This window comes from Solwaraspora sp. WMMD1047, assembly GCF_029626155.1.
Lineage (GTDB): Bacteria > Actinomycetota > Actinomycetes > Mycobacteriales > Micromonosporaceae > WMMD1047.
Map to the genome: position 1 here is coordinate 6,058,736 of NZ_JARUBL010000001.1, position 14,061 is coordinate 6,072,796.

Annotated in this window: 14 protein-coding genes and 1 other RNA gene; 4 read left to right on the plus strand and 11 right to left on the minus strand. The window is 71.3% G+C overall.

The window, feature by feature from the left end; translation table 11 throughout:
- Positions 1 to 185: 185 nt before the first annotated feature.
- On the plus strand, positions 186 to 989 hold the full coding sequence (locus tag O7627_RS27690) for an S-methyl-5'-thioadenosine phosphorylase (protein ID WP_278096394.1): 804 nt from the start codon (positions 186 to 188) through the stop codon (positions 987 to 989).
- Positions 990 to 999: 10 nt separating this feature from the next.
- Here the strand turns inward: O7627_RS27690 and O7627_RS27695 are convergent, their stop codons facing one another.
- The 9 genes from O7627_RS27695 to pruA form a co-directional block, all read right to left on the minus strand.
- Positions 1,000 to 1,953: a hypothetical protein gene (locus O7627_RS27695; protein WP_278096395.1), complete on the minus strand. Its 954-nt coding sequence runs from the start codon at positions 1,951 to 1,953 to the stop codon at positions 1,000 to 1,002.
- 107 nt (positions 1,954 to 2,060) lie between these two features.
- Positions 2,061 to 2,436: a transfer-messenger RNA gene (ssrA, locus tag O7627_RS27700) on the minus strand.
- Between the two features lie 85 nt (positions 2,437 to 2,521).
- The gene (smpB, locus tag O7627_RS27705) at positions 2,522 to 2,998 is read right to left on the minus strand and encodes an SsrA-binding protein SmpB (protein ID WP_278096396.1); all 477 of its coding nucleotides are present in this window, start codon (positions 2,996 to 2,998) and stop codon (positions 2,522 to 2,524) included.
- Positions 2,999 to 3,108: 110 nt separating this feature from the next.
- A complete protein-coding gene (gene ftsX, locus O7627_RS27710) occupies positions 3,109 to 3,984 on the minus strand; it encodes a permease-like cell division protein FtsX (RefSeq protein ID WP_278096397.1) in 876 nt (291 codons plus the stop codon).
- 84 nt (positions 3,985 to 4,068) lie between these two features.
- Positions 4,069 to 4,749: a cell division ATP-binding protein FtsE gene (gene ftsE, locus O7627_RS27715; RefSeq protein WP_278096398.1), complete on the minus strand. Its 681-nt coding sequence runs from the start codon at positions 4,747 to 4,749 to the stop codon at positions 4,069 to 4,071.
- Between the two features lie 208 nt (positions 4,750 to 4,957).
- Positions 4,958 to 6,073: a peptide chain release factor 2 gene (gene prfB / locus O7627_RS27720; protein WP_278096399.1), complete on the minus strand. Its 1,116-nt coding sequence runs from the start codon at positions 6,071 to 6,073 to the stop codon at positions 4,958 to 4,960.
- A gap of 177 nt (positions 6,074 to 6,250) precedes the next feature.
- Positions 6,251 to 6,766: a helix-turn-helix transcriptional regulator gene (locus O7627_RS27725; RefSeq protein WP_278096400.1), complete on the minus strand. Its 516-nt coding sequence runs from the start codon at positions 6,764 to 6,766 to the stop codon at positions 6,251 to 6,253.
- Positions 6,767 to 7,031: 265 nt separating this feature from the next.
- Positions 7,032 to 8,555, minus strand: a complete 1,524-nt coding sequence (locus O7627_RS27730) for a serine/threonine-protein kinase (RefSeq protein WP_278096401.1) — start codon at positions 8,553 to 8,555, stop codon at positions 7,032 to 7,034.
- Between the two features lie 114 nt (positions 8,556 to 8,669).
- Positions 8,670 to 10,298, minus strand: a complete 1,629-nt coding sequence (gene pruA / locus O7627_RS27735; protein WP_278096402.1) for an L-glutamate gamma-semialdehyde dehydrogenase — start codon at positions 10,296 to 10,298, stop codon at positions 8,670 to 8,672.
- A gap of 253 nt (positions 10,299 to 10,551) precedes the next feature.
- Between pruA and O7627_RS27740 the strand changes: the two genes are divergently transcribed.
- Positions 10,552 to 11,898, plus strand: a complete 1,347-nt coding sequence (locus O7627_RS27740) for a hypothetical protein (protein ID WP_278096403.1) — start codon at positions 10,552 to 10,554, stop codon at positions 11,896 to 11,898.
- On the opposite strand, the gene O7627_RS27745 is transcribed toward O7627_RS27740, so the two are convergent.
- Positions 11,850 to 12,350 (minus strand): hypothetical protein, encoded by a 501-nt coding sequence (locus O7627_RS27745; RefSeq protein ID WP_278096404.1) that lies wholly within the window; start codon positions 12,348 to 12,350, stop codon positions 11,850 to 11,852. The genes O7627_RS27740 and O7627_RS27745 overlap by 49 nt on opposite strands.
- A gap of 152 nt (positions 12,351 to 12,502) precedes the next feature.
- Positions 12,503 to 12,991, minus strand: a complete 489-nt coding sequence (locus O7627_RS27750) for a rhodanese-like domain-containing protein (protein ID WP_278096405.1) — start codon at positions 12,989 to 12,991, stop codon at positions 12,503 to 12,505.
- Positions 12,992 to 13,084: 93 nt separating this feature from the next.
- Between O7627_RS27750 and O7627_RS27755 the strand changes: the two genes are divergently transcribed.
- Both O7627_RS27755 and O7627_RS27760 read left to right on the plus strand, forming a co-directional pair.
- A complete protein-coding gene (locus O7627_RS27755; protein ID WP_278096406.1) occupies positions 13,085 to 13,564 on the plus strand; it encodes an Lrp/AsnC family transcriptional regulator in 480 nt (159 codons plus the stop codon).
- A gap of 79 nt (positions 13,565 to 13,643) precedes the next feature.
- Positions 13,644 to 13,877 carry a helix-turn-helix domain-containing protein gene (locus O7627_RS27760; RefSeq protein ID WP_278096407.1) on the plus strand — a complete coding sequence of 78 codons (234 nt, stop codon included), beginning with the start codon at positions 13,644 to 13,646 and terminating at the stop codon, positions 13,875 to 13,877.
- The last annotated feature ends 184 nt before the right edge of the window (positions 13,878 to 14,061 follow it).

Below are 14,061 nucleotides of genomic sequence, written 5' to 3' on the forward strand. Positions count from 1 at the left end.
GCTACCCCACCCCCGGGACGTTTGTGGGTGCGTCCGGGACCCCGTGTGCAGTCAACGCCATGCCTGGCACCATAGCTTGCGTTCCGGGGGCTGGTTAAGGTCTGGATGGCCAGTGGGACAACGGACGTGAGCGCCTTTCGCGGCCCGCCGCCCGTCCCGTACGCGACGAACGAGGGGATGACCGGGTGCAGCCACGTGCGGAGCTCGCCGTCATTGGCGGTTCGGGTCTCTACGCCTTACTGGAGGGTGCCACGGAGCACACCGTCCAGACACCGTACGGACCGCCATCCGACCCGATCACGATCGCCGAGGTGGCCGGCCGCTCCGTCGCGTTCCTGCCGCGGCACGGCCGGGATCATCGGCACCCACCGCACCTGATCCCGTACCGGGCCAATGTCTGGGCGTTGCGGTCGGTGGGCGTACGCCAGATCCTGGCGCCGTGTGCGGTCGGTGGGTTGCGGCCGGAGTTGGGGCCGGGCACCTTCGTCGTGCCCGACCAGCTCATCGACCGCACCAGCGGGCGGGCGCAGACGTTCTACGACCGGGGTGCGGTGCACGTCTCGTTCGCCGATCCGTACTGCCCGACCGGGCGGGCCGGGCTGCTGGCGGCGGCCGAGGGGCGCGGCATCGGGGCGCGTGACGGCGGCACGATGGTGGTGGTCGAGGGGCCGCGTTTCTCCACCCGCGCGGAGTCGCGCTGGTACACCGCGATGGGCGGCTCGGTCATCAACATGACCGGCCACCCGGAGGCGGTCCTGGCCCGCGAGCTGGCCCTCTGCTACACCGCGATCGCGCTCGTCACCGACCTGGACGCGGGGGTGGAGAGCGGGCACGGGGTCACCCAGGAGGAGGTGTTCCGGGTGTTCGGTGAGAACACCGAGCGGCTGCGCGGGCTGCTGCTGGACGCGGTCGCCGGGCTGCCGGCCGAGCGGACCTGTCCCTGTCCACAGAGCCTGGACGGCATCACGCTGCCGTTCGACCTGCCCTGACAGCCGGCGGTCAGCCGTTGGTGAGGATCAGCACCTGGCCGGTGAGCGCGTCGAGGACCGGTCGTTCGCCGAGCGGTTCGTCGAGGGTGACGGTAACCGGTTCGATCAGGAGCTGGTCGGTGCAGACCTCGCTGGATCTGGTCACCGCGCCGCCGACCAGCACCACGTCGTCGCGTTCCTGCACCAGCGGGGTGATGTTCTCGTCGCAGGCGCCGACGCCCAGCCGGTAGGTCAGCTCGGCGCCGTCGACGGCGGTCAGGTCCTGCGCGGCCACCAGCTCCGGTTCGGCCGTCTCGGCCGGCGGTGACGGCTCGGGCACGGCGGTCACCGCGCTCGGCTCGACGGCCACCCGGGCCACCTGCGCGCCCAGTTCCTCGATCGTGAAGAGCCAGGCGGGGACGGTGGCCTCGCCGCGGCTGGTGCGGAGCGTGGTGCTGCCGAGTTCGATGGCGGTGACGGTGAGCGGTATGCAGGCGTCGGAGGTGCCCGAGCTGGTCGGGTCGTCGGGGCCGCCGGTGGGTGCCGGTGGCGGCGCCGCGGGGCGCCCCGGGCAGGGTGGTGGGTCGCCGTGGTCGATTTCCTGGTACGCCTGCGCGGCGCTCACCAGTGGCACGTCGAGGTTGCCGTCGGCGAATGTGATGGTGCCGTCGGTCGGCTGCTTCGTCGGTGGTCGGACCTGGTCGCGGTACCAGCCGGCGGCGAACGCCTGCTTGGTGGCGTCGGTGAACTGCGCGTCGTCGCCGACCACGGTCAGGTCCTGCAACGGGACGAACCCGGTCTGCCACGCCCCTTGGTCGGTCTTCTCCTGCCACGCTGCGGCGACCTGGTTGGCGCGCTGCTCGAACGCCTCCCGGTGGGGGTCGGGGGCGGCGGTGGAGCCGTCCGTGGCCTGACCCCCGCCTTGTGCACACGCGGCCAGCATCAAGATCACCGGGATACCCAACAGGGCGGAAAAGTGGCGCATGTCGGTCAGACGCCGCCGATGCTCCTCCGGTTCCCACCCGCCTCGGCGTAGTTTTCGGCCTGATAGAGAAAATCCCCGGAGCGGCTACCGCCGCTCCGGGGACCCACCAGTGGAGGTGCCGGGAATCGAACCCGGGTCCTTCGCCGTCTTGTCAGGACTTCTCCGAGCGCAGCTCGCTGTGTCTCTGCTCGGCCCCTCCGATCACGCGAGCGAGTCGGTGTGACGGGCCCAGTCGCTGATTAATCTCGCCGCACGGACCCCGCGACCGGGTCCGATTGGCCAGCCTCCTAGCTGATGCCGGCTAGCTGGGTCGAAGGCACTCCCAGGCCGACAGACTTGCTACCCGCCTCAGGCGGCGAGAGCGAAGTCAGCGCGATTCTGCTTGGCGCTTATTGTTTTCCGACGACCGATTCACGAGACGACGTCGGCTTCCTCGGCTCGCTTCCCCTGACGCAACGTACAAAGTCGAAACCAGTCACCCCCTCGACGGGACCGCCGGTGAGGCGGTCACCCCAAGCCTAACGCGTCCCGGCGCCGGAATCATTCCGGATACCGCCCGGCCGGCCGGCTAGTCCATCCCCTTGCTGCGCCGGCCGGCGGCCCGGCGGATCTCCCGCTCAGCGTCCCGCTTTGCGAGGTCTTGTCGCTTATCATACGACTTCTTGCCCTTTGCCAGGCCGATCTCGACCTTGGCCCAGCCGTCGGAGAAGTACAGCGACAGCGGCACCAGGGTCAGCCCGCTCTCCTGGAGCTTGCCGACCAGCCGGGTGATCTCCTGCCGGTTGAGCAGCAGCTTGCGGGTCCGCCGGGGCTCGTGGTTGGTCCAGGTGCCGCGGGCGTACTCGGGGATGTGCATGCCGTGCAGGAAGAGCTCGCCGTCGCGCTCCTGGGCGAACGCGTCGACGAGCGACGCGTGCCCGGCCCGTAGCGACTTGACCTCGGTGCCGGTCAGTGCCAGCCCCGCCTCGTACGTGTCGAGGATGGCGTAGTCGTGCCGGGCCTTGCGGTTGGAGGCGACGACCTTGCGCCCCTTCTCCCGTGGCACCAGTCCACCTCCCTCTCTCTGGGCGGCCCGCGCCGGAATCGGGCGGACAGCCGGCCAATGCTACCCGCTGTCCGCCCGATCTCCGGAACGGTTAACCCTCGCCCGTGCGACTAGACCCGGAGGTAGAACCGGAGCGTGACCCACGCGGTGATCGCGCTGACCAGACCACCGACGCCGGCCATCACCGGGAACATCAGCAGTACGCTGCTCCACTCGATCGGGGTCAGCAGGTCGGTCAGGTCCCGCAGCGAGCCGTCGAGCAGGAAGACCTTCCCCAGGGCCAGCGCGCCGAAGCCGAGGATCGCGCCGATCAGGCCGGCGACCACCGCCTCCAGCACGAACGGGGCCTGGATGAACCAGTTGGAGGCGCCGACCAGCTTCATGACCGCGACCTCGCGCCGCTTGCTGTAGGCGGCGACCTGGATGGTGTTACCGACCAGGAGCAGGGCGGCGATCGCCATCACCGACGCGGCGGCCAGCGCCATCGTCTGCACGGCGCCGAGGATGTCGAAGATCTTCTCCAGCAGACGGCGCTGGTCGACGATCTCGTCGATGCCCTCGGTGTCCTTGTACTTCTCGAAGATCTGGTCGTACTGCTCGGGGTTGATCAGGCGGACCCGGAACGACTCCGGGAGCTGGTCCGGGTTCACCGCGTTGACCAGGTCCGGCGCGTCCTGCCACATCTCCTTGAAGCGGGTGTACGCGTCGTCCTTGGACTCGTAGATCACGTCCCGGACCAGCGGGTCGCTCTTCAACGCGGCGTCGAGGCCGGCGCGCTGCTCCTCGGAGACCTCACCGTCGAGGAAGATCGACACCTCGATGTCCTCGTAGTACCGGTCCTTCATGCTGTCGACCTGCAGGTACATCAGACCGCTGGCGCCCAGCATGGTGAGCGACACGGCCATCGTGATGATCATCGCGATGGTCATGGTCACGTTGCGCCAGAGTCCGACCATCACCTCGGACAGGACGTATTTCAGACGCATCGGGGGCGTTCCTTCCGGATCTCCGCTGGGGGTCGCTCGTCGTCAGGTCGGGGCTCGTCCGCGTGGCCGCGGGGGCCGGCCGGTTCAGCCGTACACACCGCGCGCCTGGTCGCGCACGATGCGACCGCTCTCGATCTCGATGACGCGGCGACGCATCTGGTTCACGATGTTGGAGTCGTGCGTGACCATCACGACCGTCGTGCCGGTCCGGTTGATCCGGTCCAGCAGGCGCATGATCTCGATGGAGGTGTCCGGGTCGAGGTTTCCGGTGGGCTCGTCGGCCAGCAGGATCAACGGCCGGTTGACGAAGGCCCGGGCCACCGCGACCCGCTGCTGCTCACCGCCGGAGAGCTCGTGCGGGTAGCGGTGCTCCTTGCCACCGAGCCCGACCAGCTCCAACACCTCGGGCACGACCCGGCGGGCCACCGCCTTGGTCTTGCCGATGACCTCCAGGGCGAAGGCGACGTTCTCGTACGCCGTCCGGTTCGGCAGCAGCCGGAAGTCCTGGAAGACGCAGCCGATCGAGCGCCGGAAGTGGGGGATCTTCCAGGACCGCATCGAGGTGACGTCCTTGCTGTTGACCATGACCCGGCCCTTGTTGGGGGTCACCTCGTGCAGCAGCAGCTTGATGATCGTCGACTTCCCGGAGCCGGATGGGCCGATGAAGAAGACGAACTCACCCTTCTCGATGCCGACGGACACGTCGTCGAGCGACGGCCGGGACGCCTTCGGGTACGTCTTCGTCACTTGCTCAAGCTGAATCACGGGTGGTGAGTCTACGCGTCGTCACCGAAACGCCAAGTCCACCGGGGACCAATTCCGCCAGCATTTGTCGGAAAGGAGTAGTCGGCCGGCCCGAAGCTCACGCGCCGCTGAACCCGCGCTCACCTGCAGCGAGGGGCGAGCCGGGTTGCATCCATCACAACCCGACGGCGCCGTCACTCTCCGTCGATGGGAGCTAGCTCCTCGGTTATTACTCTGCGCTAATCTGCTGCTGCTTGCGCCACCGGATGCCGGCCTCGATGAAGCTGTCCAGGTCGCCGTCGAAGACCGCGCTCGGGTTGCCGGTCTCACGCTCGGTGCGCAGGTCCTTCACCATCTGGTACGGGTGCAGCACGTACGAGCGCATCTGGTCGCCCCAGGAGCCGGCGGCGTCGGTCTTCAGGCCGTCGATCTTGGCCTGCTCCTCCTGCCGCTTGCGCTCCAGCAGCCGGGCCTGCAGCACCCGCATCGCCGACGCCTTGTTCTGCAGCTGCGACTTCTCGTTCTGGCAGGTGACCACGATCCCGGTCGGGATGTGGGTGATCCGGACCGCGGAGTCGGTGGTGTTCACGCTCTGCCCGCCCGGCCCGGACGACCGGTAGACGTCGAAACGCAGCTCGTTCTCGGGGATCTCGATGTGGTCGGTCTGCTCGGTGACCGGCAGCACCTCGACCCCGGCGAAGCTGGTCTGCCGGCGCCCCTGGTTATCGAACGGGCTGATCCGCACCAGCCGGTGGGTGCCCGACTCGACGCTGAGCGTGCCGTAGGCGTACGGCACCTTCACCGCGAAGGTGGCCGACTTGAGGCCCGCCTCCTCGGCGTACGAGGTTTCGTAGACCTCGGTCGGGTAGCCGTGCCGCTCGGCCCAGCGCAGGTACATCCGCAGCAGCATCTCCGCGAAGTCGGCCGCGTCCACCCCACCCGCGCCGGCCCGGATCGCCACCAGCGCCTCCCGGGAGTCGTACTCACCGGAGAGCAGGGTGCGGACCTCCATCTCCTCGATCGCCTTGGTGAGCCCGCCGATCTCGGTCTCGACCTCGGCGAGCGCTCCCGAGTCGGACTCGGCCTCGGCCAGTTCGCGCAGCACGTGCGCGTCGTCGAGCCGCTGGCGCAGGCTTTCCAGCTTGGCGATCTCGCCGTTGACGTAGGAGAGCTTGGAGGTGACGTCCTGGGCCCGAGCCTGGTCGTCCCAGAGGTCGGGCGCGGAGGCCGCCTCCTCCAGCTTCGCCTTGTCCCGGCGCAGCCGGTCGACATCGAGGACGGCCTCGATGTTGCGGAGCGTGGCGTCAAGATCTTTGAGCTGATCGGCGAAGTCGGCAGTGGTCACAACAGTCAAGAGTACGTTGCCACCGCCGACGCCGGTCACCTGCCGGGCCGCCGAGCCTCGGCCGGCCCCCCGGGTCTCGGCACCCGACCCGGGGAGGGCACTACCACCGCTCGGCGGAGGCCCGGAACCGTGCTGCCCGCCGTCCCGCAAAGGCGGGTCGACGAGCCGATCCCGGGCTCAGCCGACCGGTGCCGCCTTGAGCCAGCTCAGCGCCGCCTTGTGGTACGCGACCGCGAACTCCAGGGCCGCGGCCCCGTACGAGTCGCCGGCCTTCTTGGCCTCCTTGGCCTGTTCCCGCGCCGAGGCGAGCGCCTCGGTGTGGTACTCGTTGGCCCCGGTGACCAGGGTGCGCAACTGCGGTGCCGAGTGCTGTTCACCGAACGCGACCCGGAGGGCTACCGGGTTGCGTACGGTGTCCCGCCCGGGCGTCTCGGCGAGCCAGCGGGCAAATGTCCGCTTTCCGGCCGCCGTGATCGCGTAGGGCTGACTCGACCGGGGGCCTGGCTTGCCGAGCCGGACGAGTCCCTGCTCGGCCAGGACCGGTAGCTCCCGGTAAACCTGACTCCGTGTCATCGACCAGTACGGTGCGAGGCGCCGATCGGCGGCAGCCATCAACTGCCCGCCCGTCATCGGTCCTTCGTGGAGGAGGCCCAGCAGGGCCGCCGCCGTGGGATTGATTCCAGAATCCGCCATGCCCTCTACGCTGCCACTTTGTTGGCGTCGCGTCCAGGATTTGCCACTATCGGCAGCGGAGGGTGTTCCATAGTGAACTGTCCGTGCCGGACTGTCTATTGAGGATGATCAATCTCTTGGGCCGGAAATAGCTGACAGCAGGTCAGCGAGCACGGTCAGTTAGACTCGCCGGTCATCATGCATGCGGATCATGCCGTCTCGCAGGGTTTTCCGGTTATATCCCTCTTCGAGTGTCATTTCCGGCAGACCGGATTGTGATCTTGAATCACGGCATCGGTCCCGAAGTGGGCATCGGCTCGCCGACGCCAGGGAGCCAGCCGGTGGCCGGCTGGTTGATTTCTGATGGTATGCCGCTCTCGCCGGACCCGCCCTGCTCGGCCCGGGTACCGCCCGATCCGGCGCTCCCGGCTGGACCGTCGGCGCCCGATCCGGCACCGGATCCCGCCCCGGCGCTGCCAGATCCCGCCGCGGACTCCGAACCGGACCGGTCACCGACGGTCGACCCGGCCGCCGCCGGACCGCCGTCCGGACCGGCCGACGGTCCGGGCCGGACCTCGACCGAGCTGGCCGGTTCGGACGGCACCAGCCCCGCCCCGGGGTCCGTCGTGGCCGGTGCGGTGGCTCCCGGCCCGGGGCCGGCGAACTTCGCCTCCGGGCGACCCGGCCCCGGGCCGGTCCCGTCCGGACCACCGGTGAGCGCCAGCACCGTCGCGGCGGCCGCCGCCAGCAACCCGATCGGCACGACCGAGGCCGCGACCAGCCGAGACCGCCGCCCGACCCGCCGGGATGCCCGCCGGGCGACCATCCGCGCCCCCGGATCGGCCGCGTCCGGCAACCGCATCCAGGTCACGGTGCCGGCACCGATCACACCTTCGGGCGCGACCCGGACCCGGGCGGCGGCCGGCGCGCCGGCCCGCGGCCACCAGGTCACCTCGTCGGCCGGACTGGCCGGCAACGCCGGCAACCCGTCGAGCGCGGCCTCCGCGGCCCGCATCCGGGCGGCGATCACCCCGGCGGGTGGGCGGCGGCCGGGCTCCGCCGACATGCAGTCCTCGATCGCCGTCCAGAGCACCGGCGGCAGGCCCGGCACCGGCACCGGCGCGCAGCGCCCGTGCCGGCTCAGCACCTCCGCCGGCGAGCCGCCCCGGTACGGGCTACGGCCGGCGAGCAGTTCGAACAGCACGATGCCGAGCGCGTACACGTCGGTGGCCGGCGTCGGCCGCTCCCCCGCCACCACCTCCGGTGCCACGTACTCCGGGGTGGCCTGGGTCGCCCAGGTCTGGCTGACCACACCGGTCCGGCGGGCGGCTCCGAAGTCGATCAGCCGGACCGGACCGCGGTGCGGGATCAGCAGGTTGCCGGGCTTGACGTCACCGTGCACCACCCCCCGGCCGTGCAGGTACGCGAGCGTCTCCGCGGCCTGGGCGATCACATCGGCCGCCACGGCCGGCGGGACCGGGCCACGGCGGCGCAGCCGGTTCCGCAGGTCCTCGCCCTCGATGAATTCGAGCACCAGGGCGCGGCGACCGTCGTACTCGACGCTGTCCAGCCAGCGGACCACCCCCGGATGGTCCAGGTCCGCCAGGATCGCCCCCTCGGCGGCGAACGCCGCCACCAGGTCCGGCTGGGCCGCCGCCTCGGGGCGGAGCACCTTCATCGCCACCCGGGCACCGGTACGCCGGTCGACGGCCCGCCAGACCGACCCGATCGCACCCTGGGCGATCTCCCGCTCCGGCTCGTACCGGTTCGCCGGCTCCGCTGTGGTCTGCCCGACGGCTGTGGTCTGCATGGCGGCCTCCCCTCGCACCTGGCGCTCAGGTTAGGTGCGGGGGGAGGGCCGCAACCCCGGGTCGGACCGGCCTTGGCACGAACCCGGGAGGGGTCGACCGGGACCGGACGGGGATCAGTCCATGTGCGGGTACCGGTGGTCGGTGGCCGGCACGAAGGTCTCCTTGATCGTGCGAGGCGACATCCACCGGGCGATGTTGTGCCAGGAGCCGGCCTTGTCGTTCGTGCCGCTGGCCCGGGCACCGCCGAACGGCTGCTGGCCGACCACGGCACCGGTCGGCTTGTCGTTGACGTAGAAGTTGCCGGCCGCGTACCGCAGGGTGGCGCTCGCCCGCTCGATCACCCGCCGGTCGGTCGCGAAGATCGAGCCGGTCAGGGCGTACGGGGCGATGGCCTCGGCCTGCGCCACCACCTCGTCGAACCGGTCGTCGTCGAAGACGTGTACGCCGAGGATCGGTCCGAAGTACTCGGTGGTGAAGACCTCGTGCGCGGGATCGTCGCACTCCACCACGGTGGGACGGACGAACCAGCCGACCGAGTCGTCGGCGCTGCCGCCGGCCACCACCCGGCAGCTCGCCGCATTCTTGATCATGTCGAGGGCGGCGGTGTGCCGGGCGAACGCCCGGGCGTCGATGACCGCCCCGCCGAAGTTGGCGAAGTCGGTCACGTCGCCGTACCGCAGCCCGTCGGCGGTCGCCGCCAGCCGGTCCCGCAGCCCGCCCGTCCACAGCGACCGCGGCAGGTACGCCCGCGAGGCCGCCGAGCACTTCTGGCCCTGGTATTCGTAGGCGCCCCGGACCAGGGCGGTGTGCAGGGCGTCCACGTCGGCGCTGGGGTGGGCGATGACGAAGTCCTTACCACCGGTCTCCCCCACCAGCCGCGGGTAGCTGCGGTAGCCGGCGATGTTCTCCCCCACCGTCCGCCACAGGTGCTGGAACACCTTCGTCGAGCCGGTGAAGTGGATTCCGGCCAGGTCGGGATCGGCCAGCACCACCTCGCTCACCTCGATCCCGTGCCCGGTGACCAGGTTGATCACCCCGGGCGGCAGGCCGGCGGCCGCGAACAGCCGCATCGTGAAGTGCGCCGCGAACTGCTGGGTCGGTGCCGGCTTCCAGACCACGGTGTTGCCGACCAGGGCGGGGGCGGCCGGCAGGTTCGCCGCGATCGCGGTGAAGTTGAACGGGGTGATCGCGTAGACGAAACCCTCCAGCGGCCGGTGGTCGAACCGGTTCCAGACGCCCGGCGAGGAGATCGGCTGCTCGGCCAGGAGCCGACGGGCGAAGTGCACGTTGAACCGCAGAAAGTCGATCAGCTCGCAGGCCGCGTCGATCTCGGCCTGGACCACGGTCTTGGACTGGCCGAGCATGGTCGCCGCGTTGAGGGTGTCCCGCCACGGCCCGGCGAGCAGGTCGGCCGCCCGGAGAAAGACCGCAGCCCGGTCTTCGAAGGACAAATCACGCCACATCGGCGCGGCTTCCTTGGCGGCCGTCACCGCCGCCCGCGCATCGGCGTTGGTTGCGTTGTGGGTGACCCCCAGCACATGCTGGTGCCGGTGCGGCGCTACGACGTCGATCGCGGCACCTCCGCCCATCCGTTCCCGCCCGCCGATGGTCATCGGCAGGTCCAGCCGCTCGGCGGCCAGCTCGTCGAGCCGGCGGCGCAGGCTGTCGCGCTCGGCGCTGCCCGGCGAATAGTCGCGGACCGGCTCGTTACGGGGCTCGGGTACGGCAAAGACGGCGTCCATCGCATGCTCCTGGGTCGACTCGACAGCGTTGGCGGCAGCGGACCCGCTGGCGCCGGCCGGTCGGCCGGACACCGTCGCCCACGGTCCCGGAAGTGCCGGGTACCGGGGGGCGGGACCTGGCGCAATCCTCGCACGGTGGCGCGGACCCGGGTCGGACGTCCCGCGTACCCTGTGAGACCGGCGGCCCGCCACCGCCGCACCCCCGCTTCAGGCCGCCCAGCAGCGCGGTCGGGCACCCGCTGAAGGGGAGACGATGACGAAACCACCCGGTACCACGACGGTCTCGACCCCGGGTCAGGCCGGCAACGACCGGCCGGCCGGCGACGTCGAGCCGGCCGACCGCACCGGACCGGCCGACCAGGCCGGCGAGTCACCCGACCGCAACCCGACCGACAGCGGCAGCCCGGTCGACGAGCCGGCCGACGGCGGGTCCGCCGATAACGGGTCGCCCGAGGACGGGTCGGTCGAGGACGGGTCGGTCGAGGACGGGTCGGTCGAGGACGGGTCGGTCGAGGACGGGTCGGTCGACGGCGACGGGGCCGGCGGGGCGGCGGCTACCGGTGCGGACCGGCCGGGTGACGGCGAACGCAGCCGGGACCGGTCCCGGTTCGCGCCCGGGGCGATCTGGCTCGCCCTGCTCTCGGTCGCCTGGCTCGCCGCGATGCTCTGGGCGGCGCAGCGTAGCATCTCCTTCTCCGGTGCCCACTCGATCGCGATCACGACCACCGCGTACGCGTTGCCAGGGGTGATCTCGGCCGGCCTGGTCGGCGGCGCCGCGGTGAGTCTGCTGGTGGCGAACCTGCTCAGCCGCCGGGGCGTACCCGGTGCCAGCGCGCGGTTCGCGGCGGCCGTCGGCGCCGGCCTGCTCACCGGGGTGCTGGCCGCCCTGGCGGTCGGCCCCGGCTCGGGCGCCGGCTCCGCCGAGATGCTGCTGGCCGCCACCACGGCGGCGGCCGCCACGGTGGGCGGGATCGCCGGTGGGGTCCGGGCCATCCAGGTGGTCGGCGCCCTGGTCGCCGCCGCGCTGGCTGTCTTCGCCGTCAGCTTCGCGGTGGAGCTCTTCCGCGACCCGCTGCTCGATCTCTACGGTGCCGGCGAGTCCGCCGCGTCGCAGTCGAACGCCCTGCGCTGGTCGGCCCGGACCGCCTCGCTCTGCGGCGGACTGGCCGCCGGCGGTGTCGCCTTCGCCTATCTGCGCCGGGCCGGGCGACGGACTTCCGGTGCGGGCAGCCGGCCACGCTGGTCGCACTACCTGTTGGCCGGTGCCGGACCCGGGCTGCTGCTCCTGGTGGCCGAGGTGATCATCTGGACCGGGGGTGCGCGGGTGCTGGACCTGGCCGGCGGACTCAGCGAGGCCGACGCCGTGGCGCAGAGCATGCTGGGGGTCTCCCGGGTCGATCACGCGCTGCTCGTGCTCTTCGTCGGCGCCCTCACCGCGATCATCATTCTCGGCCGGACCCTGCCACCCGCCAGCGCCCGACCCGCCGCCGACATCGACGCGGCCGGAGCCGAGCCGCAGGCGGCCGGAGCACAGCCACCGGCCGCTCCGGGTCAGCAGATCTCGCCCAGCTCCGACACGTCGTACCACTCCAGGTCGTGATCCTCCGCCCCGTCCACGACGAACTGCGCGTCCGGGTCGCCGGCCAACGCCTCCTCGACCACCGTCGCGGCCGCGTCGATGTCGTCGGCCGCGTCGGCCGCGTCGGTGTGGATCGCGGCGACGGCCGCGATCGGGACCACGCCGGTCAGCGGGACGGTGCTTGAGCCGAGCTCCTGCGCGCCCCGGCCGACCTGACTGGACGGCAGATCGGCGGAGACGACCACCCGGCGGCGGGGCGCCGCGGGATCGGCCCGCAGCAGCCGGAGCGCCTCCTGGGCGGCCCGGGTGAAGGCAACGTACTCCAACTCCTCCTCGTCGCCCTCCACGTACCACTCGCGCAACGCGGGGGTGACCGCGTGCGCCTCGGCCGCCTCGATCTCGCCGCGTTTGCGTAGTTCGGAGAGGATCGGCACGGTGGCCGCAATGTAGACCCGGACGACCTCGACTGGCACCGTACGATCTCCCCCGCTCGCGTCGGCGCGCGACGCCGACGGCCGAGACGCCGACCGCGTACGGCGCCGTCCCTGTAGTACACCCGCTGGGCGCCGGGGGGAAGTAGCCGGCCCGGTGTTTTCGACCCGGGCCGCCAACCCGGGCGGCGCGGTCAGGGGCGGTCCGGCGTGATCGACGGTTCGGCTGGTCCGACCGGCGCGGTCAGCGGGTCGGCCGGCCGGCTGTGCCGGCCATCCCCGGTAACGACCGGGAAGCCCTCCCGGATCCAGTACTCGATGCCGCCGATCATCTCCTTGACCCGGAAGCCCCGGCTGGCCAGTGCATGGGCGGCCCGGGTGGCGCCGTCGCACCCCGGTCCCCAGCAGTAGGTGACCACCGGCACGGCCGGGTCCAGCAGCTGCGCCGCGCGGACCGGGATCACCGAGGTGGGCAGGTGGATCGCCCCCGGGATGTGTCCCTGCCGCCAGCCGGGCAGGGTGCGGCTGTCGACCAGCTGGAAGCCGGGGTCGCCGGAGGCGAGCGCGGCCCGGACGTCGGAGACGTCGGTCTGCGCGGCCAGCTTCGCCGCGAACCAGGCCGCGGCGTGGTCGGGGGCGGCCGGCGGCGGGGCCAGCGCCGGGTGGCACGGTGGCGTCGTCATGACGTCGACGGTACGAGCGACAGCGGCGCGACGGAACGGCGGATCAACGGCACTTCCGCGCCTGCACCACGAATCTGACGGTAGATTGCGGGAATGCCCGCTGAATCCCCTGTACTCGATTCAATCGACTGGCGGATCCTCGCCGCGCTACAGCGCGACGGGCGGTTGAGCTTCGCCGACCTGGCGCGGCTGGTGGCGATGTCACCGAGCGCGGTCACCGAGCGGGTCCGGCGGCTGGAGGAGAGCGGCGTGATCGCCGGCTACCGGGCGGTGGTGGTCCCCGAACGAGTCGGGCTGCAGATCATGGCCTTCGTCCGGCTCCGGTACCCGACCGGCAACTACCGTCCCTTCACCGCGCTGCTGGACTCCACCCCCGAGATCATCGAGGCACATCACGTGACCGGGGAGGACTGCTTCATCCTCAAGGTCGTCGCCCGGTCGATGCGTCATCTGGAGGAGGTCACCGGCCGGATCAGCGGGCTCGGTGGGGTGACCACCAGCGTGGTGTACTCCAGCCCGCTGGTCGGCCGGGACCTGGCAGTGGAGAATGGCGGGCAGCCGGCGGCAAACTGAAGCAAACGGTGATCACCGGGAGCCGGCTCCCGGTGGCCCTCGATCCCCGGGTCGGCCCGACTAGCGGTGGGAGTTCCGCGTGGAGCCCAGGTTCCTGCAGCTTTCCGAGGTGGCCAACGAGCTCAACGTCTCCGACTCGCAGGTCTACCACATGGTCCGCAGCGGCGAACTGCCCGCGATAAAGATCGGCGGCCGGGGGCAGTGGCGGGTCGAGCGGGCCAGGCTGGAGGAGTACATCCAGCACAAGTACGCCGAGACCGCCCAGTGGGTCCGCGAGAACCCGCTCGCCGACCGCGAGCCGGACGCCGGATAGCGGCCCCGCCTCCCCTCGTTCCCCGCTCGTTCCCCCCTCTCCCCGCTCGTTCTCCCCTCTCGCCGTTCGTTTCCCTCAGCCGCCGGGCTCCCCTCTCCCGCCCGGCGGCGCTGGATCACGCCCGGAGGCATTGACGGCTGCCTTTCATCGGGCCAAACTGGAGTCAGCTGAAGGCAAACGAAAG

Bases quoted from the DNA above. Each gene is read 5' to 3' on its own strand.
- O7627_RS27695 (WP_278096395.1), bottom strand. From the start codon at position 1,953: ATGCGCCACTTTTCCGCCCTGTTGGGTATCCCGGTGATCTTGATGCTG.
- ftsX (WP_278096397.1), bottom strand. From the start codon at position 3,984: ATGCGTCTGAAATACGTCCTGTCCGAGGTGATGGTCGGACTCTGGCGC.
- O7627_RS27725 (WP_278096400.1), bottom strand. From the start codon at position 6,766: ATGGCGGATTCTGGAATCAATCCCACGGCGGCGGCCCTGCTGGGCCTC.
- O7627_RS27730 (WP_278096401.1), bottom strand. From the start codon at position 8,555: ATGCAGACCACAGCCGTCGGGCAGACCACAGCGGAGCCGGCGAACCGG.
- pruA (WP_278096402.1), bottom strand. From the start codon at position 10,298: ATGGACGCCGTCTTTGCCGTACCCGAGCCCCGTAACGAGCCGGTCCGC.
- O7627_RS27740 (WP_278096403.1), top strand. From the start codon at position 10,552: ATGACGAAACCACCCGGTACCACGACGGTCTCGACCCCGGGTCAGGCC.
- O7627_RS27750 (WP_278096405.1), bottom strand. From the start codon at position 12,991: ATGACGACGCCACCGTGCCACCCGGCGCTGGCCCCGCCGCCGGCCGCC.
- O7627_RS27755 (WP_278096406.1), top strand. From the start codon at position 13,085: ATGCCCGCTGAATCCCCTGTACTCGATTCAATCGACTGGCGGATCCTC.